This is a genomic window from Mesorhizobium helmanticense, assembly GCF_003034915.1.
GTDB classification, from domain to species: Bacteria; Pseudomonadota; Alphaproteobacteria; order Rhizobiales; family Rhizobiaceae; genus Mesorhizobium; species Mesorhizobium helmanticense.
In genome coordinates, this window is sequence record NZ_PZJX01000045.1 from 73,866 (window position 1) to 96,645 (window position 22,780).

Annotated in this window: 17 protein-coding genes; 9 read left to right on the forward strand and 8 right to left on the reverse strand. The window is 63.5% G+C overall.

All coding sequences use genetic code 11. From position 1 onward, the window contains the following. The gene (locus C9427_RS24340; RefSeq protein ID WP_107651616.1) at positions 1-1,929 is read right to left on the reverse strand and encodes an autotransporter assembly complex protein TamA; all 1,929 of its coding nucleotides are present in this window, start codon (positions 1,927-1,929) and stop codon (positions 1-3) included. Between the two features lie 329 nt (positions 1,930-2,258). Between C9427_RS24340 and C9427_RS24345 the strand changes: the two genes are divergently transcribed. The 8 genes from C9427_RS24345 (at position 2,259) to C9427_RS24380 (ending at position 15,955) form a co-directional block, all read left to right on the forward strand. After that, positions 2,259-7,739: an alpha-2-macroglobulin family protein gene (locus tag C9427_RS24345; RefSeq protein ID WP_107651617.1), complete on the forward strand. Its 5,481-nt coding sequence runs from the start codon at positions 2,259-2,261 to the stop codon at positions 7,737-7,739. Between the two features lie 37 nt (positions 7,740-7,776). Beyond that, the gene (gene pbpC / locus C9427_RS24350; RefSeq protein WP_107651618.1) at positions 7,777-9,873 is read left to right on the forward strand and encodes a penicillin-binding protein 1C; all 2,097 of its coding nucleotides are present in this window, start codon (positions 7,777-7,779) and stop codon (positions 9,871-9,873) included. Positions 9,874-10,169: 296 nt separating this feature from the next. Further along, a complete protein-coding gene (locus C9427_RS24355; protein WP_107651619.1) occupies positions 10,170-11,198 on the forward strand; it encodes a sulfate ABC transporter substrate-binding protein in 1,029 nt (342 codons plus the stop codon). 23 nt (positions 11,199-11,221) lie between these two features. Then, positions 11,222-12,073 (forward strand): sulfate ABC transporter permease subunit CysT, encoded by an 852-nt coding sequence (gene cysT / locus C9427_RS24360; RefSeq protein WP_107651620.1) that lies wholly within the window; start codon positions 11,222-11,224, stop codon positions 12,071-12,073. Then, complete coding sequence (gene cysW / locus C9427_RS24365; RefSeq protein ID WP_107651621.1) at positions 12,066-12,950, forward strand: sulfate ABC transporter permease subunit CysW; 885 nt, start codon at positions 12,066-12,068, stop codon at positions 12,948-12,950. The genes cysT and cysW overlap by 8 nt, the downstream gene beginning before the upstream one ends. Positions 12,951-13,022: 72 nt before the next feature. After that, positions 13,023-14,063: a sulfate/molybdate ABC transporter ATP-binding protein gene (locus tag C9427_RS24370; RefSeq protein WP_107651622.1), complete on the forward strand. Its 1,041-nt coding sequence runs from the start codon at positions 13,023-13,025 to the stop codon at positions 14,061-14,063. Between the two features lie 208 nt (positions 14,064-14,271). Further along, a complete protein-coding gene (locus C9427_RS24375; protein ID WP_107651623.1) occupies positions 14,272-15,258 on the forward strand; it encodes a sulfate ABC transporter substrate-binding protein in 987 nt (328 codons plus the stop codon). A 247-nt stretch (positions 15,259-15,505) separates the two neighbouring features. Then, positions 15,506-15,955 (forward strand): RrF2 family transcriptional regulator, encoded by a 450-nt coding sequence (locus C9427_RS24380; RefSeq protein WP_006202816.1) that lies wholly within the window; start codon positions 15,506-15,508, stop codon positions 15,953-15,955. A gap of 136 nt (positions 15,956-16,091) precedes the next feature. Here the strand turns inward: C9427_RS24380 and C9427_RS24390 are convergent, their stop codons facing one another. The 3 genes from C9427_RS24390 to C9427_RS24400 are packed head-to-tail and all read right to left on the reverse strand — an operon-like array spanning position 16,092 to position 17,309. Next, complete coding sequence (locus C9427_RS24390; RefSeq protein WP_107651625.1) at positions 16,092-16,508, reverse strand: GFA family protein; 417 nt, start codon at positions 16,506-16,508, stop codon at positions 16,092-16,094. 19 nt (positions 16,509-16,527) lie between these two features. Then, on the reverse strand, positions 16,528-16,992 hold the full coding sequence (locus tag C9427_RS24395; RefSeq protein ID WP_107651626.1) for an SRPBCC family protein: 465 nt from the start codon (positions 16,990-16,992) through the stop codon (positions 16,528-16,530). After that, complete coding sequence (locus C9427_RS24400; RefSeq protein ID WP_107651627.1) at positions 16,989-17,309, reverse strand: ArsR/SmtB family transcription factor; 321 nt, start codon at positions 17,307-17,309, stop codon at positions 16,989-16,991. Before C9427_RS24400 ends, C9427_RS24395 begins: the two co-directional genes overlap by 4 nt. Before the next feature lie 243 nt (positions 17,310-17,552). Here C9427_RS24400 and C9427_RS24405 point away from each other — a divergent pair, with 243 nt between their 5' ends. After that, positions 17,553-18,710, forward strand: a complete 1,158-nt coding sequence (locus C9427_RS24405; protein WP_107651628.1) for a lysophospholipid acyltransferase family protein — start codon at positions 17,553-17,555, stop codon at positions 18,708-18,710. On the opposite strand, the gene C9427_RS24410 is transcribed toward C9427_RS24405, so the two are convergent. Genes C9427_RS24410 through C9427_RS24425 form a run of 4 tightly spaced genes read right to left on the reverse strand, consistent with a single transcriptional unit; the run spans position 18,705 to position 22,772 of the window. Further along, positions 18,705-19,220: a gluconokinase gene (locus tag C9427_RS24410; protein ID WP_107651629.1), complete on the reverse strand. Its 516-nt coding sequence runs from the start codon at positions 19,218-19,220 to the stop codon at positions 18,705-18,707. The two genes, C9427_RS24405 and C9427_RS24410, sit on opposite strands and share 6 nt — an antisense overlap. Before the next feature lie 44 nt (positions 19,221-19,264). Further along, the gene (locus tag C9427_RS24415) at positions 19,265-20,251 is read right to left on the reverse strand and encodes an ABC transporter permease (protein ID WP_107651630.1); all 987 of its coding nucleotides are present in this window, start codon (positions 20,249-20,251) and stop codon (positions 19,265-19,267) included. After that, on the reverse strand, positions 20,248-21,228 hold the full coding sequence (locus C9427_RS24420; RefSeq protein ID WP_107651631.1) for an ABC transporter permease: 981 nt from the start codon (positions 21,226-21,228) through the stop codon (positions 20,248-20,250). Before C9427_RS24420 ends, C9427_RS24415 begins: the two co-directional genes overlap by 4 nt. Then, the gene (locus C9427_RS24425; protein ID WP_107651632.1) at positions 21,225-22,772 is read right to left on the reverse strand and encodes a sugar ABC transporter ATP-binding protein; all 1,548 of its coding nucleotides are present in this window, start codon (positions 22,770-22,772) and stop codon (positions 21,225-21,227) included. Before C9427_RS24425 ends, C9427_RS24420 begins: the two co-directional genes overlap by 4 nt. Positions 22,773-22,780: the final 8 nt, after the last annotated feature.

Genomic DNA, 22,780 nt, shown 5'->3' on the forward strand with positions numbered 1-22,780 from the left:
TCAGAACGCCTGGCCGATGCCGGCATAGATGCCGAAATGCGGGTCGTCGCGATCACGGTTGAGCGGCACGGCGGCGTCGATGCGCAATGGACCGAACGGCGTGATATAGCGCAAGCCGACGCCGGCTCCGACCTTCATGTCGGCGAAATCCGGGAATGATTTGGTCGAGACGGTGCCGGCATCGACGAACGGCACCACGCCGATCGTGTCGGTGATGGCGATGCGCATCTCGACCGAGGTCTCGAACAAGGAAAGCCCGCCGATCGGCTGTCCGTCAATGTCCTTCGGGCCGATGCCCTGATAGGCATAGCCGCGCACCGAACCGCCACCGCCGGAATAGAAGCGCCGGTTGGCCGGAACATCCTGAAGGCCGGCGCCGACGATCGATCCGATGGCGACGCGTTCGGCAAGCACGAACTTCGAGGCCGTATCGAGCGACTGGTATGCCGATCCTTCGCCCTTCAGCTTGAGGAAGGCAGCACCGCTCAGGATGTCGTAGCTCGGCTCGGCATAGGCCAGCACCCGGAATCCCCGCGTCGGATTGAGCCGGCTGTCGCGGTTGTCATAGACATATTGCAAGGGGATGCTGGCGATCAGATAGGTGTGCTTGCCGAAAGAGTCGTGGATCTTCGAATAGTCGAGCGCGACTTCGGCTGAAACCGTCTGCTTCTTGTCGAGTTCATAGGACAGGCCGGTGTTGCCCTTGACCGAGAAATGGTCATAGGCATCGGGGTGCTCCAACACGGTCTTGACGCCGGCGAAGAATTTCGACGCCGGCCCGACCACGCCCGGTTTTTCGAACATGATACCGGCATTGTAGTTGAGTTCTGTCAGGTCGTTGCTGCCGATGCCGCTGATCGCGCCATCGATGCGCAGCTTCTCGGCCCGCCCGAACAGATTGCGGTGACCCCAATAGCCTTCCAGACCGAGCCCCTCTGTGTTGGAGAGCGTGCCGCCAACGCCGAAATAGCGAGGCTTGCGTTCGCTGACTTGGACACCGATCGGGATGTTGCCTTCGGCATCGAGACTGTCGGCCTCCTTGAGTGTGACGCTGTTGAACACTTCCAGCCCGAGCAGCCGGTCGCGCGCGTCGTCGATTTCATCGGGCGAGTATTGGCGGCCGCGCTTCAGGCCGGTCATGTATTCGGTGAAGTCGCGATCGACCTTCTCGGTGCCTTCGACGGTGGTGTCACCGTAACCGGCGACTGGCCCGGCCGCCACGGTGAGCGTCACGTCGAGCGTCGAGGTGGCGTGGTCGGCGACGATCTCCTGGCCTGTCACCTTGGCCAGCGGCCTGCCCTCCGCCTTCAGCGCCCGCACGATCGACGCTTCGGCCTTGAGCACGGCGCCGGATCCGGCATCGCCGCCGGCGATCAGTCCGAAATCGGCGCTCGCCAACCCCGCCGCATCGCCCTTCAGCCGGATATTGCCAAGCGTGAACTTCGGCCCGGTGGCAATGCCGATCACCACCGGGATCGGCTGCGTTCCCCCGAATTCGGCGTCGGGCGGCAGTTCGTCGAGCTGCTTTCCCTCAATGGTGATGGTGACGACGCCCTCGTAGCGGGCGTCCGCGTAGAGTGCGGCGACAAGCTGTTCGCGGTCGCTGCGCGCCTTGGCCAGTAGGCCGAGCGAACCGGAAACCGGACGTTCTTCGTCGTTTTTCAGCGTCGAGGCGTTTTCGAGCTTTTTAACGAGATCCTTGTCGGCGTCGGGTGCATCGATGGTGACGGCATAGCGCAGCGGGTCGACAATATCGGCGTCCTCATCACTGGAAGAACCCCACAATTTGATGCCGAATAGCTCGAAAGCCGTGGCATTTCGGCCTTCGGCAAACAGTGCGGCCGAGCATATCAGGGCGAAAAGCAGGGTACGCGAAAGCCCGCGCAGTGACGCTCCTCCCCCCGACATCTGCCTTTTACGCACCAACATTATAACTCTAACCTAACTCGCAAAACTAAAATTGGAATGAAGTTCTGAATTGCTCGTAAAGGGGCCACAATCCAATTGTCTGAAATAGGCTGGGCTTGGAATTCACACCTTCTGCGTCGCCGCAAGAAAGCGTGATCCCTGTCCTATGGAGGTACTACCGGTCATCGGCCGGAAAGGAAACCGTTGGCAGGCGGACCCTGCCGCGTCCTCGTGTTGACAAGCTTCAGTGAAGCCTGAACATGCCGGGAACGTTTGAAGCGTCGCATCGTGCCTTCCGAAAATCGATCCCGATTTTCGGGCCGATGCGAAAGCAGTGTCTGGAGGGTGTTATGGCAATGCGCGCGGCTCGTGGTCTGTCTATCCTTGTCCTTCTCTTTTTCGCCTGGGGCAGCATCGCGCAAGCGGCTGAAGCGCGGCGAATCACAACGACGGACAATTCCGACTATTTCGGTTTCGACCTCCGGTCCGACCAGAATGTCAGCCTCGACCAGTGCAAGACCACATGCCTCGGCGACTCCGCCTGCCGCGCCTTCACCTACAATCTCAAGGCCAAATGGTGCTTCCTCAAGTCCGACTATAACCAGCTGAAATCCTTCAACGGCGCTGTCGCCGGCAAGGTCGTCAACGTCGATGGCGACCCCGACATCGGCGCACCGCCGGAACTGGCCTTCTTTCCCGCCTGGATGGCCGACCAGGCCCAGCAATACCGCAACGGGCTCACCGGTCCAACCTACACCAAGCCGACCGAAGGGCTGACGGCATTGCGGTCGGCGGCCGAACAGGCGGTGCGGACAGGCGACCATCGCTCGGCCATGCAGAAATACGAGGCGGCGGTTTCGGTGATGCCCGACGACGGCCAGCTCTGGCTTGAGCTGGCGCGCGAGACGCTTGCCGTACAGCCGGTCGCCAACACGTCCGAGGCCTCGACCTTGCCGGCAAACGCTACCTCCGCCGGCTTCAACGCCTATAAGCTCCTGCGCACCACCAAGACACGGGCCGATGCGCTGGCATTGCTCGGCGACGGGCTCGACCGCCGCGATCTCTACCGGCCGGCCCTGCTGTCCTACGAAGCGAGCCTCGCGCTGGTCAGTTCGCCGGGGGTCCGCGCCGCCTATCAGGACCTCAAGGCGCGCAAGGGCTTCCGTGTCATCGACCACACCGTCGATGCCGACACCAGCGCACCGCGCATCTGCGCGCAGTTTTCCGAGGAATTGGTCAAGACCGGCGTCGACTATGCGCAGTTCGTCACTGTCGACAACGCCGCTCCCAAGGGTGTCGAGGCCAAGGACAAGCAGATCTGCGTCGAGGGGCTCGAACACGGCCAGCACTACGAAGTGACTTTCCGCGCCGGCCTGCCGGCGGCCATCGGCGAGACGATCGCAGCACCTGTGGTGCTGTCGATCTATGTCCAGGACCGCGCCCCGTCCGCCCGCTTCACCGGCGACAGCTTCGTGCTGCCGGCCGGCGCGCGCCGCGGCATTCCGGTCGTCACCGTCAACATGAACGCCGCCAAGATGAAGCTGTACCGCATCGGCGACCGCTCGCTGGCCCAGCTTCTGTCCGGCTATCAGTTCCTGCGCCAGCTCGACGGCTACGACATCTCCAACATTTCCGACCAGATGGGCTCGCCTGTCTGGGAAGGCCAGTTGGACATCGCCAACGACCTCAACAAGGAAGTCACCACGTCCTTCCCGGTCGACGAGGCGCTGCCGCAGCGCAAGCCCGGCGTCTATGTGCTGACCGCGCAAGCGACCGACGACAAGAGCGACGACTATGATTCGCGCGCCACGCAGTGGTTCGTCGTTTCCGACATCGGCCTGTCGACCTACACCGGTCAGGATGGGCTCAACGTCTTCGCCCGTTCGCTTGGAAGCGCCAAGCCGATCGCCGGCGCCGAGCTGACGCTGCTGGCCAGGAACAACGAAATCCTCGGCACCACGATATCAGACGCCGAGGGTCGCGCCGTCTTCAACCCCGGCCTGACGCGCGGCGACGGCGGCATGGTGCCGGCCGTGCTGATGGCCAGGCAGAGCGACAACGACTTCGTCTTCCTCGATATGGGCCGCGCCGGCTTCGACCTGTCCGACCGTGGCGTCACCGGGCGCGCTGCGCCGGGCGCGCTCGACGTTTATGCCTGGACCGAGCGCGGCATCTACCGCGCCGGTGAGGACGTCCATGTCGCCGCCCTTGCCCGCGATGGCGCCGCCAGGGCGGTCGAGAACCTGCCGCTGACCTTCATCTTCACACGTCCCGACGGTGTCGAGAATCGCCGCATCGTCAGCGACGGCGCATCGGCCGGTGGCCATGCCGTCGACCTGCCGCTTGAACCCAATGCCATGCGTGGCACCTGGACCGTGGCGATCCACACCGACCCGAAGCAGCCGGCCGTCGCCAGCCAGATGTTCCTGGTCGAGGACTTCGTGCCGGATCGCATCGAGTTCGACCTGAGCTCCGACAAGCAGGAAATCGCTCAAGGCGAAACCGCCAATGTCACCGTCGACGGTCGTTTCCTCTATGGCGCGCCGGCCGCGGGCCTGGCCCTTGAAGGCGAGCTGACGCTGTCGACCGCCCGCGACTGGGATCGCTTCAAGGGCTATTCCTTCGGCCTTGCCGACGAACAGTCGGCCGAGCCCTCGGTGACGCCCTTCACCGGCCTGCCTGTGATCGGCGAGGATGGCAAGGCGACCTTCCCGGTTTCGGTCGACCAGTTGCCCTCGACCACCAAGCTCGTCGACGCCAAGGTCACGGTCAGGATGCGCGAGACCGGCGGCCGCGCCGTCGAGCGCTCGCTCAATATCGGCATCCGCCCGCAAGGCCACATGATCGGCATCCGGCCGGATTTCGACGGCGACGAGGTGCCGCAAGGCGGCACGGCCAAGTTCAGCCTGATCGCCGTCGATCCCGACGGCAAGCGTGAGGCGCTGAAAGGCGCGCAATGGTCGCTGGTCAAGGTCGAACGCAATTATCAGTGGTACCGCTCAAGCAATTCCTGGAACTATGAGCCGGTCACCTTCACCAAGTCGGTGGCCAACGGCCAGGTCGACCTGAGCGCAGACGGCGAGGCCACGGTGTCACTGCCGGTCGACTGGGGCCGCTACCGCCTGGAGATCGAGACGTCGGATCCGGAAGGCCCGGCGACCAGCTATGAGTTCGACGCTGGCTGGTATGTCTCCTCCACCACCACCGAAACGCCCGACGGGCTCGAGATCGCCCTCGACAAGGACAATTATGCGGCAGGCGAAGTGGCCAAGCTCAAGATATCGCCGCATTTTGCCGGTGAGCTGCTGGTCACCATCGGCGCCGACAAGCTGTTGAAGACTGTCACCGCCACGGTGCCGGCCGGCGGCAGCACCATCGATATCCCGGTCGGCGACGACTGGGGCGCCGGCGCCTATGTCACGGCGACGCTGTTCAGGCCGGGCGACGCGCAGGAAACGCGCATGCCGGCGCGCGCCATCGGCGTCAAATGGCTGAAGGTCGATCCGGGCTCGAAGCAGCTCGCCGTCACCTTGACGCCGCCGGACAAGACCATGCCGCGCCAGCAGCTGTCGATCCCGGTTTCCGTGGCCGGCGTGCAGCCGGGCAGCAACGCCTATGTCATGGTTGCGGCCGTCGATGTCGGCATCCTCAACCTCACCAACTACAAGGCCCCGGATCCGGAGGACTGGTTCTTCGGCCAGCGCATGCTGGGGCTTGAAGTGCGCGACCTCTACGGCCGCCTGATCGACGGCTCGCTGGGCACCACCGGCAAGCTGCGCACCGGCGGCGACGGCGCCAACATGCAGGCGCAAGGCAGCCCGCCGACCGAAAAGCTGGTCGCCTTCTTCTCCGGCCCGGTCGAGGTCGACGCCGACGGCAAGGCGAGGATCGACTTCGACATCCCGCAGTTCAACGGCACCGTGCGCGTCATGGCCGTCGCCTGGACCAAGGATGGGGTTGGCCACGCCCAGTCGGACGTCATCGTGCGCGATCCCGTCGTGATCACCGCCGGCCTGCCGCGCTTCCTGGCGCCCGGCGATGCCGCCGTGATGCGGCTCGACGTCGCCGATACCGACGGCCCGGACGGCGACTATAAGCTGACCATCGACACGACAGGTGATCTGTCGACCGGCAACGCCGCCCTCCCCGAAAAGCTGACGCTCGCCAAGGGCAAGCGGCAGACGCTGACCGTGCCATTGATCGCCCAGACTGCGGGCAACGCCTCGATCACCGTCAAGCTTGCCCATGCCGACGGCACCGCGGTCGAACAGACGCTCCATGTTCCGGTGCGCCCGGCACAATTGCCGGTGACCACCCGCATGGTCGTCGATCTCAAGGGCAATGGCGGGTCGCTGCGCGTCGACAAGGAGCTTCTCGCGGCAAGCCTGCTCGACGGCGCTTCCGTCAGCGTTGGCGTTTCGCAGGCGGCCGCCTTCGACGTGCCCTCGCTCCTGATGACGCTCGACCGCTACCCCTATGGCTGCGCCGAGCAGACGACCAGCCGCGCCATGCCGCTTCTCTATGTCAACGAGATGGCGTCGGGCATCGGCATGGCCAGCGACCCGGACCTGCACGGCCGCATCCAGGACGCCATCTACAAGGTGTTGAGCTACCAGGCCTCGGCCGGCAGCTTCGGCCTGTGGGGGCCGGGCTCCGGCGATCTGTGGCTCGATGCCTATGTCACCGACTTCCTGACCAGGGCGCGCGAGCAGAAATACGATGTGCCGACCCTGGCGATGAGCCAGGCGCTGAGCAATCTGCAGAACTCTATCGGCTACGACCAGGACGTCCAGGATCGCGGCAGCGAGATCGCCTACGCGCTCTATGTGCTGGCCCGCAACAAGAAGGCCTCTGTCGGCGACCTGCGCTACTATGCCGACACCCAGCTCGAAGCCTTCACCAGCCCGATGGCCGTGGCCCAGCTGGCGGCAAGCCTGGCGCTCTACGGCGATACGCAGCGTTCGGAGGCAACCTTCCAGACGGCATTGCAGCTCGCCAAGTCGACCACGGAGTACGACTATTACAGGTCGGACTACGGCTCGCGGCTGCGCGACGGCGCGGCGATGCTGGCGCTTGCGGCCGAATCGAAACCGGTGCCGACGATCGTGCCGGAATTGATCAAGCTGGTGACCCAGGAGCGCGCCGAAGCCCGCTGGACGAGCACGCAGGACGAGTCCTGGATGCTGCTGGCGGCTCGCGCACTGAAGGCCGGCAACGCTGCGATCGCGCTGACCATCAACGGCGCGCCGCACAACGGCGCCTATTCGGACCAGTTCGCCGGCCGCGACCTGGCCGACAGCCCGCTGACCGTCGCCAACACCGGCGGCAACCCGCTGCAGGCGGTCGTCACCACGGTCGCCTCGCCGATCCAGCCGCTGCCGGCCAGCGGCAACGGCTTCACCATCGGGCGCACCTACTACAAGCTCGACGGCACCGAGGCCAATGTGACGGAGGCCAAGCAGAACGAACGCTATGTCGTCGTGCTCAAGGTCTATGAGCAGAACACCTGGCCTTCGCGACTGCTGATCACCGACCTGTTGCCGGCCGGCTTCGAGATCGACAATCCGGGCCTTGTCTCCAGCGCCCAGTTGACGAACTTCTCCTGGCTGGCGCAGACCGACGCCGCGCATCTGGAATTCCGCGACGACCGTTTCGTCGCGGCCTTCAACCCGAAAGATGGCGATGGCGATCGCAACATTACGCTGGCCTACGTCGTGCGCGCGGTGACGCCGGGCACCTATGCCCATCCCGCGGCAACGGTGGAGGATATGTACCGGCCGCAATATTCGGCCCGTACCGCCACCGGCATGATGGAGGTCAAGGCGCCGTAGCGGTGTGTGGATCGGTCGTCATGGTGGAAGGCCACGCATGAGAGGTGTTTCAGCCAGGACTTCGCGGAGACTGGGGATCGGCGCGGCATCCGTCGCCGGTTTCCTGGCCCTCTCCGCTGTCGCCCTCTGGCAGCTCGACCGCGCCTTTCCGCCACCGCTGCCGGCGGAGCTCGCGGTGTCCACCGAAGTGCTCGACCGTGACGGCCAGCTCCTGCGGGCCTTCGCCACGCCGGACGGCTACTGGCGGCTGGAAACCCGGCTCGACCAGGTCGACAAGCAATTCGTCGACATGCTGGTGACCTATGAGGACAAGCGCTTCTGGGACCATGACGGCGTCGATGTGCTGGCGCTGGCCCGGGCCGCCGGCCAGTTCGCGACCAGCGGCCATATCGTCTCCGGCGGCTCGACGCTGTCGATGCAGCTTGCCCGGCTGATCGAGCCGCGCGACAGCCGCAGCCTCGGCTCCAAGCTCAAGCAGATGCTGCGCGCCATCCAGATCGAGCGGCGGCTCTCCAAGCGCGAGATCCTCGAACGCTATCTGACGCTGGCGCCCTATGGCGGCAATCTCGAAGGCGTGCGCGCCGCCTCGCTCGCCTATTTCGGCAAGGAGCCGAAACGGCTGACAGTTTCGGAGGCGGCACTCCTCGTCGCGCTGCCGCAATTGCCGGAAAAGCGGCGCCCCGACCGCAATCTCAAAATCGCCCACGCCGCACGCGACCGGGTGCTGGCCCGCATGGTTTCATCAGGCCGGCTCAGCGAACGCGAGGCCGCACGCGCCGCACTCGACGATGTCTCGCAATTGCGGCGCAGCTTGCCGGCGCTCGCCGCCCATGCCGCCTATGCGATGCTGCCCAAGGCCGCTCCCGGGCAACCTTTGCGCCTGACGATCCGCAAGAGCGTCCAGGAGGGGCTGGAGCAGGTGGCCAGGGACGCCGCCACCAGGCTCGGCCCTCGCCTGTCGGTTGCCATGGTGCTCGCCGATTCCCGCACCGGCGACATCCTCGGCGAAGTCGGCTCGGCCAATTATTTCGATGCCAGCCGTTCCGGCTGGATCGACATGACCAGGACCGTCCGCTCGCCCGGCTCGACGCTGAAACCGTTCATCTACGGGCTCGCCTTCGAGCAAGGGCTGGTGGCACAGGAGACGCTGATCGAGGACAGTCCGGCCGATTTCGGCGGCTACCGGCCGAAGAATTTCGACATGGGCTACCAGGGAGACGTCAGCATAAGGCAGGCGCTGCAACTGTCGCTCAACGTGCCGGCGATCCGGGTGCTCGACGCGGTCGGGCCGGCGCGGCTGATGGCGCGCTTCCGCCAGGCCGGCGTGACGCCGATCCTGCCCGTCAACGAGGCGCCGGGCCTCGCCATCGGCCTTGGCGGCGTCGGCGTGACGCTGCGTGACCTGGTCCAGCTCTATACCGGGCTCGCCAATGGCGGCAAGGCGAACACGCTGCATGACGGCACCGAGCCGGCGAATGCCGAACGCTCCACCGCCACCATTCTCGATGACCAGGCAAACTGGCAGATCACCGACATCTTGTCGGGGGTCAAGCCGCCCGAAGGGGCCATGCAACGCGGCATCGCCTACAAGACCGGCACCTCCTATGGCTACCGCGACGCCTGGTCGGTCGGCTTCGACGGGCGCTATGTCCTGGGCGTCTGGGTCGGCCGTCCCGACGCCGGCGCGGTGCCCGGCCTGTCCGGCTATGTCTCGGCCGCACCCATCCTGTTCGAGGGCTTCGTCCGCTCCGGCCTCGCCACCGTTCCGCTGCCCAGCCAGCCGGCCGGCGTCAGCAGACCGAAGCGCGACGATCTACCGGTGACGCTGGCCCGCTTCGGCGCCGGCGCTGATGGGCTGGTGCAGGCCACCGCGACCGAACCCGCGCCGACCATCATCTTTCCACCCGACGGCGCCCGCGTCGATCTCGGCACCGCCTCGGCCGACGCCTCGCCGCTGGTGCTTAAGCTGCAAGGCGGCCGCGCGCCGTTCCGCTGGCTGGCCAACGGCAAACCGCTTGTCGGCATCGACCGTCGCCGCACCGCGACCTGGCAGCCGGACGGCGCCGGCTATTCCACGCTCACCGTAATCGATGCGGCCGGCCGCGCCGCCAGCGTGAAAGTCTTCGTTGAATAGAATGCGCCAAGCGATTCAGCGCATTGGTTTTCCGGAAGCGCGGCAGAGAGCGGGATACATCATTTGATGCGTGTTGCGAGGCACCCGCGCTTCGCGCCGGCTTGTCGAAGCATCGACGGTTTCTAGATAGATCGGCTGATGGCGCGGATTCCGTCAACCGGCCTCACGAAGAAGAAATTTCTCCATGGGTCCAAAGATCGGCGAAAAATTGCTTCAGGAGGGTAAAAAAGGCAAACATTGAATGCATCTTAATTCTATCAATTCGGTAGACTGATGGCGTTCAACCGGAGGCGGAAATGACCAAACCTCATTTCAGGAAACTGCTCGGCGCACTGGTCGCCACATCCGTCCAGTTCGGCACGCTCGGTTTCGCGTTTGCCGATACCACAATTCTCAACGTGTCCTATGATCCGACGCGTGAACTCTACAAGCAGTTCGACGAGGCCTTCACCGCCCACTGGAAGGCCGAGACCGGCGAGACGGTGACCATCCAGCAGTCACATGGCGGATCGGGCGCCCAGGCCCGCGCCGTGATCGACGGCCTCGACGCCGACGTGGTGACGCTAGCGCTCGAAGGTGACATCAACGCCATCGTCTCGAAATCGCAGAAGATCAATCCCGACTGGCGCACCAAATTCGAGAACAATTCGGCCCCCTACACCTCGACCATCATCTTCCTCGTCCGCAAGGGCAACCCGAAGGGCATCCATGACTGGAGCGATCTGGTCAAGGACGGCGTCCAGGTGATCACACCCAACCCGAAAACCTCCGGAGGCGCGCGCTGGAACTATCTTGCGGCCTGGGCTTACGCCAATGCCAACGATGGCGGCGACGAGGCCAAGACCAAGGAATTTGTTGGCAAGCTTTACGCCAATGTCCCGGTTCTCGACACCGGTGCGCGCGGCTCGACCGTGACCTTCGCGCAAAAGGGCCTGGGCGACGTGCTGCTGGCCTGGGAAAATGAGGCCTATCTGGCGATCGACGAGTTCGGCGCCGACAATTTCGACATCGTCTATCCCCCGACCTCGATCCTGGCCGAGCCGCCGGTTGCCGTGGTCGACGCCAATGTCGACGCCAAGGGCACCAGAAAGGTCGCCGAAGCCTATCTGAGCTACCTCTATTCCAAGGAAGGCCAGACGCTGATCGCCAAAAACCATTATCGCCCGTCGAAGCCCGATCTGGTGCCGCCGGAGGATCTTGCCAAGCTGCCTGAGATCAAGCTGATCACCATCGATGATCCGCTTTTCGGCGGCTGGAAGAAGGCACAGCCTTACCATTTCGGCGACGGTGGTATATTCGACCAAATCTACAAGCCGGCCCAATAAGCTAAACTCTAGACCAGGACGACATGACTACAGCACCCGCCAAGGCGGGGTGGCGGTTTAGACAGCCGAGCGTCATTCCGGGTTTCGGATTGACGCTCGGCTTCTCGCTTGCCTACCTCACCCTCATCATCCTCATCCCCCTCTCGGGGCTGATCTGGCGATCGGCCGCGCTCGGCTGGGCCGATTTCTGGGCGATTGCCACTGATCGCCGCACCATCAACGCGCTCGAAATCAGCTTCGGCACCGCCTTCATCGCCGCAGCCGTCAATGTCGTCTTCGGCACGATCGTCGCCTGGGTGCTGGTGCGATACAATTTCCCCGGCCGCCGCATCGTCGACGCCATGGTCGACCTGCCTTTCGCTCTGCCGACGGCCGTGGCCGGCATTGCGCTGACCACGCTCTACGCGCCGAACGGCTGGGTCGGCAGCCTGCTTTCGCCGCTCGGCATCAAGGTTGCTTATACGCCGCTCGGCATCGTCATCGCGCTGATCTTCATCGGCCTGCCCTTCGTCGTGCGCACCGTTCAGCCGATCATGGAGGAGATCGACAAGGAGGTGGAGGAAGTGGCCGCCACGCTTGGCGCCAATCGCTTCCAGATCATCTCCCGGGTGCTGCTTCCGGGCCTCGCGCCGGCCATTGTCACCGGCTTCGCGCTGGCCTTTGCCCGCGGCGTCGGCGAATACGGTTCCGTCATCTTCATCGCCGGCAATCTGCCCTACAAGTCCGAGATCGCGCCGCTGCTGATCGTCATCCGGCTTGAGGAATACAACTACGAGGCGGCGACCGCGATTGCGGCGATCATGCTGGCGCTGTCCTTCGTGATGCTGCTGGTCATCAATCTGGTGCAGACATGGAGCCGCAAGCGCTATGGCTGACCCCGAGATCAAATCCTACGCGCCGCATCACGAAAGCCAGTCGGCGGCGGTGACGGAAAGTCCCACGGCACGAGCCGTGCTGATGATCGTGGCTTTTGCATTCCTCGGTGTTTTCCTGCTGCTGCCGCTGATCATCGTCTTCAACGAGGCCTTTTCGAAGGGCATCGGCGCCTATGCTGAGGCGCTGTCCAACCCCGATACGCGCTCGGCGATCCGCCTGACGCTGCTGGTGGCGGCGATCTCGGTGCCGCTCAACGTCGTCTTCGGCATCTCGGCCGCCTGGGCGATCGCCAAGTTCGAATTCAAGGGCAAGGCCTTCCTCACCACGCTTATCGACCTGCCCTTTTCGGTCTCGCCGGTCATATCCGGCCTGGTCTATGTGCTTTTGTTCGGCGCTCAAGGCTTGCTTGGCGGGTGGCTGAAGGCGCATGGCATCGTCATCCTGTTTGCCGTGCCGGGCATTGTCCTGGCCACCATCTTCGTCACCTTCCCCTTCGTCGCCCGCGAGCTGATCCCGCTGATGCAGGAACAAGGCAATGGCGATGAGGAGGCAGCTCTCTCGCTTGGCGCCAATGGCTGGCAGACCTTCTGGTACGTGACGCTGCCCAACGTCAAATGGGGATTGCTCTACGGCGTGCTCCTGTGCAATGCCCGCGCCATGGGCGAGTTCGGCGCGGTGTCGGTGGTGTCGGGCCACATACGCGGGCTGACCAACACCATGCCGCTGCATGTCGAAATCCTCTATAACGAGTACAACGCCGTCGGCGCCTTTGCCGTCGCTTCGCTGCTCGCCGGCCTGGCGCTGGTGACGCTGGTCCTGAAAACACTTCTCGAGATGCGCTACGGCGCCGAGATCGCCGCGACGCGCGGACACTGACAAAATGCATGTCGCCCAAAAGTGGGAACCGGTTTTGGGATAACGACCTGCATCAACTACAAAGGGATTTGCATGGAAGTTCGCGTTGCCAACGTGCGCAAGGAGTTTGACCGCTTTCCGGCTCTCCGCGATGTTTCGCTCGACATCAAGTCCGGCGAACTGATCGCGTTGCTCGGCCCTTCCGGCTCCGGCAAGACGACGCTGCTCAGGCTGATCGCCGGGCTGGAGCGGCCGACGCGAGGAAATATCTTCTTCGGCGAGGAGGACGCCTCGCACAAGTCGATCCAGGAACGCAATGTAGGTTTCGTTTTCCAGCATTATGCGCTGTTCCGCCATATGACAGTTGCCGACAATATCGGCTTCGGCCTCAAGGTCCGGCATGGGCCGACACGCCCGTCGGCGCAGGAGATCCGTCGCCGCGCCTCCGAGCTTCTCGACCTCGTCCAGTTGTCAGGTCTCGAAAAACGTTATCCGGCGCAGCTTTCCGGCGGCCAACGCCAGCGCGTGGCGCTGGCGCGCGCCATGGCGATCGAACCGCGCGTGCTTTTGCTCGACGAGCCGTTCGGCGCGCTCGACGCCCAGGTGCGCCGCGAACTGCGCCGCTGGCTACGCGACATCCATGACACGACCGGCCACACCACGGTCTTCGTCACCCACGACCAGGAAGAAGCGCTGGAGCTTGCCGATCGTGTCGTGGTGATGAGCCAGGGACGCATCGAGCAGGTCGGCACCGCCGACGATATCTACGACACGCCGAACTCGCCCTTCGTCTATGGCTTCATCGGCGAATCGAGCTCGGTCCCGGTCAAGGTCGAGGATGGCCAGGTCTGGATCGCCGACCGGCCGATCGGGCTTTCCGCGCCGCAGGCGCCGGAAGGGCAAGCGACGCTGTTCTTCCGCCCGCACGATGTCGAATTGGTGGATGGCTGCAGCGGCTGCATCGCCGGCACAGTCGCCGCCAGCCGCCGTGTCGCCGGCACGAGGCGCGTGGAACTCGAAATCGGCGGCGAGCGCCAGCGCGTCGAGATCGAACTGCCTGTCGACCACCCGGCGGCGCAGAAAAGCCGCGTGGCATTCCGGCCCCGGCGCTGGAAGCTTTTTCCGGCAGCGTAGATGGTTTGCTGCCCGGTAGAATTGCCTCGGCGTAGCGGGAACAGTCGAAAAGACTCTGTTGGAAGAAAATCCTACCGACTGGCTGTTTCGACAACGCATTTTCTAACGCCATTACCATAGCTCCTGCCTGCATGCCTCGTATAGCCGGGCATCGCCCGATTATCCTTGGGCATTCGACAAGCGGCATTTTCCAAGGAGCCCTGTTCTCATGAAGCGATTTTTGCTTGGCGTCGCCACCGCGGCCGGCCTGTTGCTCGCATCCTCCCAAGCCTGGTCGGCCGACAAATTGCTGAACGCTTCCTATGATGTCGGCCGCGAACTCTTCGTGCAGGTCAACAAGGCCTTCATATCAGGGCATCCCGGCGTGAGCATTGATCAGTCGCATGCGGGAACGTCGGCGCAAGCGCGCGCCATCGCCGAGGGCCTCGGCGCCGATGTCGTCACCTTCAACCAGGTCACCGACATCGATTTCCTGGTCAAGAAGGGCCTTGTCTCCGCCGACTGGCAGAAGGATTTTCCCGACAACGCCTCGCCCTTCTATTCGCTGCCGTCCTTCCTGGTTCGCACCGGCAATCCGAAGCACATCAAGGACTGGAACGATCTCGTACGCGACGACGTCCAGGTCATCTTCCCCAATCCGAAGACCTCGGGCAATGCGCGCTACACCTATCTCGCCGCCACCGCCTATGCCAAGGAAGCCTTCAAGGGTGACGACGCCAAGGTGAAGGAGTTTGTCACCAAACTTTTCAACAACGTGCCGATCTTCGATACTGGCGGGCGCGCTGCCACCACCACCTTCGTGCAGCGCGAGATCGGCGACGTGCTGATCACCTTCGAGTCGGAAACGCGCGGCATCCGCAAGGAGTATGGCGAGGACAAGTTCGAGCAGGTGACGCCCTCGGTCAGCCTGTTGGCCGAGTTTCCGGTGGCGATCGTCGACACGGTCGCCGACGAGCATGGCACGCGCGATCTGGCCAAGTCCTATCTCGACTTCCTCTACACGCCGGAAGGCCAGGACATCGCCGCCCTCAACGGCCTGCGGGCCCGCGACGCAGCGGTCGCCGCCAAATACAAGGCTGAGTTTCCCGATGTCCGCCTGCTGACCGTGGAGGATGTATTTGGCGGTTGGGACAAGGTGCAGGCCGAGCATTTTGCGGCCGGCGGGCTGCTCGACCAGACCTATGGCAGCCGCTAAGGTTTCTATCTCCAAGCCAAGCAAAGAAAGCCGGTCGTTTGCCGGCTTTCTTTGTTATTATGCTCCGAAATGTAGTTTCCAGGCCGCGTGCCGTCCAAAACGTTACAAAGAATCAACGCGTTTGTGTTCAAACTGCCATCCGACGGCTTGTTTTGCGCGAAACCGCCTCGTGCGATCAAAACGTCATGATTTGCACACAAACAATCGCCAGATGCGGGCGGTTGGGGTTTCATGAACTGAATCGGGCATGCTTACCAAAAAAGGCAAATACGGGCTCAAGGCCCTCGTGCACCTGTCCGGTCTGCCGGTCGGCCAGCTTGCATTCGTCAATGACATCGCGGTCGCCAACAACATCCCGAAGAAATTCCTGGATGCCATCCTGGGCGAGTTGCGCAATGCCGGCTTCGTCCAGAGCCGCAAGGGCAAGGAAGGCGGTTATCGCCTCGCCCGGCCGGCCTCCGAGATCAAGATCGGTCATGTCGTGCGCGTCCTCGATGGACCGCTGGCGCCCATCCCTTGCGCCAGCCGCACCCAGTACCAGCGCTGCGAGGACTGCGACGAGGCGACATGCCAGGTCCGACATATGATGCTGGAAGTGCGCCAGGCCATCGCCGAGGTGCTGGACAATCGCAGCCTTGCCGCCATGCGCGACGCCGACAATGACGATTTTCCGGTCGAGCTGACGTCGCAGATCTAATGCATGTCGCGCAAAAGTGTGCAGCGGTTTTGCGGTAACGACATGCATAAAAACAAGAACCCAAAGCGCGTCGCATGGGGCCGGTCGAACGCGACGCGCTTTAGACTCGGCAGTTTCGTATTGCTCCCCGCGGAATTTATCCGTGCGGCATTCGCTCGATTTTCTGCAATGCCGGATCCATCACGTCCCAAGCATGGCCGCGGATGGCATATGTGACCACCTGCGGATTGAACTGGCCTGGATCGTCAAGGCTGGTCGCGTGGACTGCTATCGCGTCCGGCGTGGCAGGGAATGTCAAGTAAACCGGCGTTCCACAGGCCGGGCAGAAGGCGTGGACTTTTTCATTGCCGCTGTCGCTCATTATTCGCCAGGTTTTTGCTTCGCCCGTAATTGTCGCAGCGGCGTGCCGGGCGAAGGTCAGATAGGATCCATGCCCCGTGCCACTGCGTTTCTGGCAATCGAGGCATTGGCAATGGTTCTGGAAGATCGGCTCGCCGCTGGTTTCATAGCGGATCGCGCCGCAGGCACATCCGCCGGTATAGGTCTTGGTCATTGTCACCCTCCCCCTGGGATCAGGCCGATTTCGGCTTGGCGAAAAGGTCGATGCCGCTGCCGGTTTCGAGGAAGGATTTCAGGCTGGACAGCACCGCCGGCCACCCTTGGCTGATGCCTTTCGCCATGCCGCTGCCGGCTTCGAGTTCGTCATGGGTGACGGTCAGCCGGACCATCGTGTCGTATTCCTCGATACCGAACGTCACCCGGCTGTATTTCGATGGGTCGTCGGCCTGCGAGGCGTTCGCCCAGGTCATCACGAGACGGGTCGGCGGCGAGATCTCGACGACCTTGCCGACCAGTTCGACTGTGCGCTCATCGTTGGCGCGGATGTGTTCCCATTTCGATCCCGCCTTCCAGTCGGAGACGTTCTCGTGGCCCCAATAGCGCCTGGCGACGTCCGGTTTCGTTATGGCCTCGAATACCTTTTGCGGCGTCGAGCGAATATAGGTCACATAGACAAAGCTGGTCGTCTCTCTGGTCATTGGTCGTCTCCTTCGAGTTCTTTCTTCAGATCGTGCAGCAGGCTGAGCCGCTGACGTTCGAATTTCCGTACCCACCGCTCGTAGGCCTCATGGAGCGGCACGGGGTTGATGAAATGCAGCTTTTCGCGGCCACGCTTGACCGTGCTCACCAGATTGGCCGCCTCCAATATCTCGAGGTGCTGGGTGGCGGATTGCCGGGCCATCTCAAGGTTCTCGCAAAGCTGGCCAAGCGTCTGCCCGTTCCTTTCACAAAGAAGGTCAAGCAGCTTTCTGCGTGTCGGGTCGCCCAGCGCTTTGAAAACCTTGTCAGCGTCCATTGATTTCGCCCGTGTTGAGGTAATATGCAGGTAAATGCCTGCATGTCAAATGCCAGCTAAGCCCGCAATCCCGTTATTTCATCACCATCGCAATCGCAGCAGCCATCATCTTCTGGTTATAAATCGTGAGCCCAGCGCTCGCGCTCCGGTACCTTGCTCCCGTCGGCGCCCGATTGCGTGTCCGTGATAGAGGCAGTAAAGCGACTTTCGGACGTGCACTGGAACAGGCTGGACACCAATCGGATGAGGCTGCCGTGGTTTGCAAAATCAGGGAAAGCCGATCGGAAAAGACCGTCCGCCGCCAGCTTCCGCACCGAAATCATCGCCGATGTCATCGTGCCGGATCGCGCCGAGCCTGTCCGGTTCTTCAGCCGCAAGCTGGTCAGCCCGGCAAAGCTGCGCCGTTTTTCGAACAAGGATTTTCGCGAAAGCCTGTTGTTCGGCTTCTATCTCGGTGTTGCGGCAATACTGCCGGTCGCCTGGTGGGCGCCGATCTGCCGCTCGGTGTCCGGGCTTCGGCTGAAGCGCCACATGCGCAAGGACTTTTCGCGCTACGCCGCAGCGACGCAAGCGGTGCTTGGCAAAGGCATCGACGCAAAAAAACTGTTCAGGGCCCTGCTCGCCGCGAACCACCGTCGGCGCCTGCTGCTTGCGGTGCATGTGGTCCGTCCGCGCTGGTCGCCGACGATCCGGCTGGAGGGGCTGGAAGGCCTGCAAGCAGCGCTGAAGCGTGGCCGGGGCGCCATCATCTGGTGCGATCAGTTCACCGCCCAGACCATCATCGGCAAGCGGGCGCTACACGAGGCCGGTGTCGAAACCCATCAGGTGAGCGTCGACTTTCACGGCATCTCCGACACGACATTCGGCTTGCGGTTCCTCAACCCGCCAATGGTCGCCGTCGAAAACCGCTTCCTGAAAAGCCGGGTCGTTTTCGAACGCAGCGATGCTTATCAGGTGACGATCCGCATGCAGAAGATCCTGAAAGACAACGGCGTCGTCCTGATGACCAACAACATCCATGCCGGTTCGACCTTCGCCGAAGCCGGCATGGGGGAAAGCGGCTGGACCCATCTCGCCTCGGCACCCGCGAATTTCGCCGCCAGGGGCGGGACGGCGCTGTTTGCCATGTCGACCTTCGAGATGGTTCCGTTCCGTGAATATCGGGCCGTCATCAGCCGCGAATTGAGGCCGACGACAGCGCAGCCGGCGCCAGTTGCGTCCACGGCAAGGAACATGGGTCCCAAGAACATGGAGTTGCAGGCGCACTACATCCTGCTCAAGCGCGATCGCCTGCTGGAGGCTCTGAAAGATCATCCCGAGCAGATGATGGTGTGGGCCAGCCACCAAAGGTTCACCGAGCGATCGGGCGTTGCCCCGGCAGACGATGACGCCGGCTCATGAGTTCGCCTCGCCCAGCAGGCTAAGGGCAGCGGCGACACTGTCGGCGACCGGGCCCGTCGCGTCGAGCGTCAATGCCCGCTCATCCGCTGCCGGCGCTTCAAGCGTGGCGAACTGGCTGTCGACCAGGCTTGCCGGCATGAAATGGCCCTGGCGGGAAGCGACACGCCGTTTGGCGGTCGCCGGATCGATTTCCAGATAGAGGAAAACGATGTCCTTGTGAAAACCGCGCAGGCGCTCGCGATAGCTGCGCTTCAATGCCGAGCAGGCGGCAATGACGCCCTGCCCGCTGGCGACCGACGCCGCAATGCGCTGGCCGATCGCGTCGAGCCACCCTTCGCGTAGAGCATCAGTGAGCGGCTCACCGCGTGCCATGCGCGCTACGTTCTCGGGCGGATGCAGCCTGTCGCCCTCGATGAAGACGGCGTCCAATCTCACGGCCAGCGCCTCGCCGACGGCCGACTTGCCGCAGCCGGCGACCCCCATCACCACGATGGCCGGCACGGGCCGCATGGAGTCCCTTGGCACTTGTTCCGCCTCTTCATCCACGATGCGGATCAGCGGCTTGCCGGCGCGCGGCCGTAGAGCAGCAGCATGGCGACGATGACGACGCCGTAGATGATCTGCCGCCCCGCCTCCGGCATCTGCATGACGGAAAGGATGGATTGCAGCAGTGTAATCAGGATCACGCCCGCGACCGTGCCGAGATAGGAGCCGCGGCCGCCCAGGATCGAGGTGCCACCAAGCACCACCGCTGCGATCGACGGCAAGAGATAGGCGTCGCCCATCGACTGCGCCGCCTTGGAGGCATAGCCGGCCAGAAGCACGCCGCCGAAAGCGGAGAGCCCGCCGGACACGGCAAAGGCGATCATCACCACCCGCCTTGTATCGATGCCGGAGAGGTAGGCGGCGCGTTCGCGATTGCCGATGCCATAGACGGCGCGGCCGAATCCGGTGCGGGTCAACACGAAAACCATCGCTGCACCGATCAGCGCCCAGATGATAACCGCGTTGGGCAGGCCCGGAATGGCAAAGCCGGTCGCCAGGTAGCGCATCGCTCCGGTTGCCGAATCCTGCGGTGAGAAACCGCCGGTGTAAACGACCATCAGCCCCTGCGCGACGGCATTGGTGGCGAGCGTAATGATCATCGAGGGAATGCGCAGATAGGCGACGCCAATGCCATTGACGACGCCGATCAGCACACCGCAGAAGATACCGAACGGAATGGCCAGCGCCACCCCGGCCGGCCCATAGGCCGCCGCCGCGCATGCCATCATGGCGCCGACCGCTACCGACCACGGCACCGACAGGTCGATCTGGCCGAGCAGGATGACCAGCATCATGCCAGTGGCGATGACGCCGAGAAACGAGGCGACCTTAAGCTGCTGCAGCAGATATTCCGGCGACAGGAAGCTGCGCGAATAGAGACTGCCGACAAACAGCAGCAGCACGATGCAGGCAAAGGCCGTCAGCACCGCCGGGTCGGCGCGGCGGATGAATTTCGGCATTCGGTTGGCGATGCCGCTAACGGTCGTTTCGCTCACAAGAACCACTCCAGCCGGTTGCGGACCCTGAACAGGGCGAAGGCGCCGAGACTGACCGCGATCAGCAGGATGACACCCTGGAACAGCGGCTGCCAGAGCGGATCGAAATCGAAGACGAAGAGCAGGTCGCCGATGGTACGGAAGGCGAGCGCGCCGAAGATCGCGCCGATGGCGCTGCCCTTGCCGCCGAACAGTGAGACCCCGCCAAGCACCACGGCGGCGATAGAGAAGAGTGTGTAGGCGTTGCCGCTGGCATAGGCGGCATCGCCGGTATAGGTGAAGAAGGTCAGGAACAGCCCGCCGATTGAGGCAAGCAGGCCGGCCAGCGCATAGGCGGCGAACTTGCCGCGGCGGATCGGCACGCCGGACATGTAGGCCGCCATCTCCGACGACCCCGCCGCATAGGCCGCGCGGCCGAGCACCGAGCGGCTGAACGGCACCCAGACGACAAGCACCACGGCCAAAAGCACCACGAGGCTCGCCGGCACGACGCCAAACAGGCGCCCGGTCAAGGCGTCGGCGAGGTTCTCGTTGACCGAACCGCCCGGAAACGGCCTGAGCAGCAGCGCGATACCGAAATAGACCGCGCCGGTGGCAATGGTGGCGACGATTGGCTGAAGTCGTCCATAGATGACGATGGCGCCGTTGATCGCCCCGCACAGCAGGCCGGTGCCGAGCACCGCGATCACCCCGAAGGCTGTCTCGATGCCGGTGCCGATGACCAGCCACGAGGCCAGGCAATTGGTCAACGTGAAGATCATGCCGATGGAAAGGTCGATACCGGCGGTGATCACCACCAGCGTCTGCGCCATGGCGACGAAAGCGAGCAGCACGCCCTTGTTGGAAGCCGTCTGCACGACATTGGCGGAGAAGCCAGCCGGATGGTTCGATGTGTAGATAACGAACATGACGATGAAGATGCCGAAGGCGAGCAGCGTTCCGCGCTGTTCGGCAAGCCAGTAGCGCCAATCTTTCACGCGTTTGCTCCCTGCGTCAGGCTGGCGTCTTCGCCATGGATGTTGAGTGCGCTGGCAATCAGCGCCCGCTCGGTGATCTCGGCGCCCACCAATTCGCGCTTGACCGCCCCGTCATAGAGCACAAGCACCCGGTCGCAGCAGCCAATCAGTTCGTCATAGTCTGTCGAATAGAACAGGATCGCCGCGCCGGCGTCGGCGAGCTTGCGCATCAATTGGTAGAGTTCCTGCTTGGTGCCGACATCGATGCCGCGCGTCGGGTCGTTGAGCAGGATGATGCGCGGCTGCCGCATCAGCCATTTGGCGATGACGACCTTCTGCTGGTTGCCGCCCGACAGCGCGCCGACAGGAATGTCGAGGCCTGCCGTCTTGATAGCCAGGAGAGCCACCATGTCGTCGATCAGCCGCTGTTCGGCGGCGCGGTCGATTATGCCACCCCTGGACAGCCGGTCGAGTGCCGCGAAAGAAAGGTTTTCGCGCACAGTCATCGGCAGCATCAGTCCTTCCGTCTTGCGGTCCTCCGGGATCAGCGCCATGCCGATTCGGTCATCGCGTGCGGCTGAAGGACTGGTGATCACCACCGGCTTGCCATCGATCAAGATTTGGCCGGACAGACCGCGCAGCACACCAAAGAAGGCGAGCAGCAATTCGCGCTGGCCCTGGCCGTCGAGACCGCCGAGGCCGACGACCTCGCCTGCGCCCACAGTGAGCGAAACATTATCCAGCCGGTCGGTCCAGGAGAGCTTGCGCGCCTCCAGCACGGGAGCGGCAACAGCCGGCGCCCGTGCGGGCTTGGGCGGGAAAATATGGCTGTATTCGCGCCCGATCATCAGTTCTACGACTTCGTTGTCGCTTTTTGAGCCGGCTCTGTAGCTTGCGACGTTGCGGCCGTTGCGAAACACCGTGCACTGGTCGGCAAGCTCGGCAATCTCGTTCATGCGATGCGATATGTAGAGCAGCGCCAGCCCCTCCGAGCGCAGCCGCTTCAGCACGCCGAAGATCTTGGCGACGTCGGCTGCCGTCAGCGCCGAGGTCGCCTCGTCGAGGATGAGGATGCGCGGCTTCCTGGCCAGAGCCTTGGCGATCTCGACCATCTGTCTTCTTGAGAGAGGAAGATCCCTGACCAGCGCCAGCGGGTGGATATCGGCTGCGCCGGCGCGCGCCAGGGCTTCTTCCGCGATGCGGCGCTGCGCCTTGCGGTCGATCATGCCGAAGCGCTTGGGCGGATCTGAAATGACGATGTTGTCGGCGACGCTGAGTTCGGGAACGAGCGACAACTCCTGGAAAATGCAAACGATGCCGGCCTGGTTGGCGGCGGCCGGCGACGCGAAGGTCACCTCGCGCCCGTCCAATTCCATGCGGCCCTCGTCGGGCGCGACAACGCCCGCCATGACCTTGATCAGTGTCGACTTGCCGGCGCCGTTTTCGCCGAGAATGGCGTGGATGCTGCCTGGTGTGACCAATAATTCGGCCTTCTCAAGCGCCCGCACGCCGCCATAACGCTTGGATATGCCTTCCATCCGGAAAAGCGGAACCGCGCCGTCCATCGGCCCTC

What these genes read in the sequence shown, in the direction of transcription:
- C9427_RS24380 (WP_006202816.1), top strand. Translation starts at nt 15,506, where the DNA reads ATGCTTACCAAAAAAGGCAAATACGGGCTCAAGGCCCTCGTGCACCTG.
- C9427_RS24405 (WP_107651628.1), top strand. Translation starts at nt 17,553, where the DNA reads ATGAGGCTGCCGTGGTTTGCAAAATCAGGGAAAGCCGATCGGAAAAGA.
- C9427_RS24345 (WP_107651617.1), top strand. Translation starts at nt 2,259, where the DNA reads ATGGCAATGCGCGCGGCTCGTGGTCTGTCTATCCTTGTCCTTCTCTTT.
- pbpC (WP_107651618.1), top strand. Translation starts at nt 7,777, where the DNA reads ATGAGAGGTGTTTCAGCCAGGACTTCGCGGAGACTGGGGATCGGCGCG.
- C9427_RS24355 (WP_107651619.1), top strand. Translation starts at nt 10,170, where the DNA reads ATGACCAAACCTCATTTCAGGAAACTGCTCGGCGCACTGGTCGCCACA.
- C9427_RS24395 (WP_107651626.1), bottom strand. Translation starts at nt 16,992, where the DNA reads ATGACCAGAGAGACGACCAGCTTTGTCTATGTGACCTATATTCGCTCG.
- cysW (WP_107651621.1), top strand. Translation starts at nt 12,066, where the DNA reads ATGGCTGACCCCGAGATCAAATCCTACGCGCCGCATCACGAAAGCCAG.
- C9427_RS24410 (WP_107651629.1), bottom strand. Translation starts at nt 19,220, where the DNA reads ATGCGGCCCGTGCCGGCCATCGTGGTGATGGGGGTCGCCGGCTGCGGC.
- C9427_RS24390 (WP_107651625.1), bottom strand. Translation starts at nt 16,508, where the DNA reads ATGACCAAGACCTATACCGGCGGATGTGCCTGCGGCGCGATCCGCTAT.
- C9427_RS24400 (WP_107651627.1), bottom strand. Translation starts at nt 17,309, where the DNA reads ATGGACGCTGACAAGGTTTTCAAAGCGCTGGGCGACCCGACACGCAGA.
- C9427_RS24425 (WP_107651632.1), bottom strand. Translation starts at nt 22,772, where the DNA reads ATGGACGGCGCGGTTCCGCTTTTCCGGATGGAAGGCATATCCAAGCGT.
- C9427_RS24340 (WP_107651616.1), bottom strand. Translation starts at nt 1,929, where the DNA reads ATGTTGGTGCGTAAAAGGCAGATGTCGGGGGGAGGAGCGTCACTGCGC.
- C9427_RS24375 (WP_107651623.1), top strand. Translation starts at nt 14,272, where the DNA reads ATGAAGCGATTTTTGCTTGGCGTCGCCACCGCGGCCGGCCTGTTGCTC.
- C9427_RS24370 (WP_107651622.1), top strand. Translation starts at nt 13,023, where the DNA reads ATGGAAGTTCGCGTTGCCAACGTGCGCAAGGAGTTTGACCGCTTTCCG.
- cysT (WP_107651620.1), top strand. Translation starts at nt 11,222, where the DNA reads ATGACTACAGCACCCGCCAAGGCGGGGTGGCGGTTTAGACAGCCGAGC.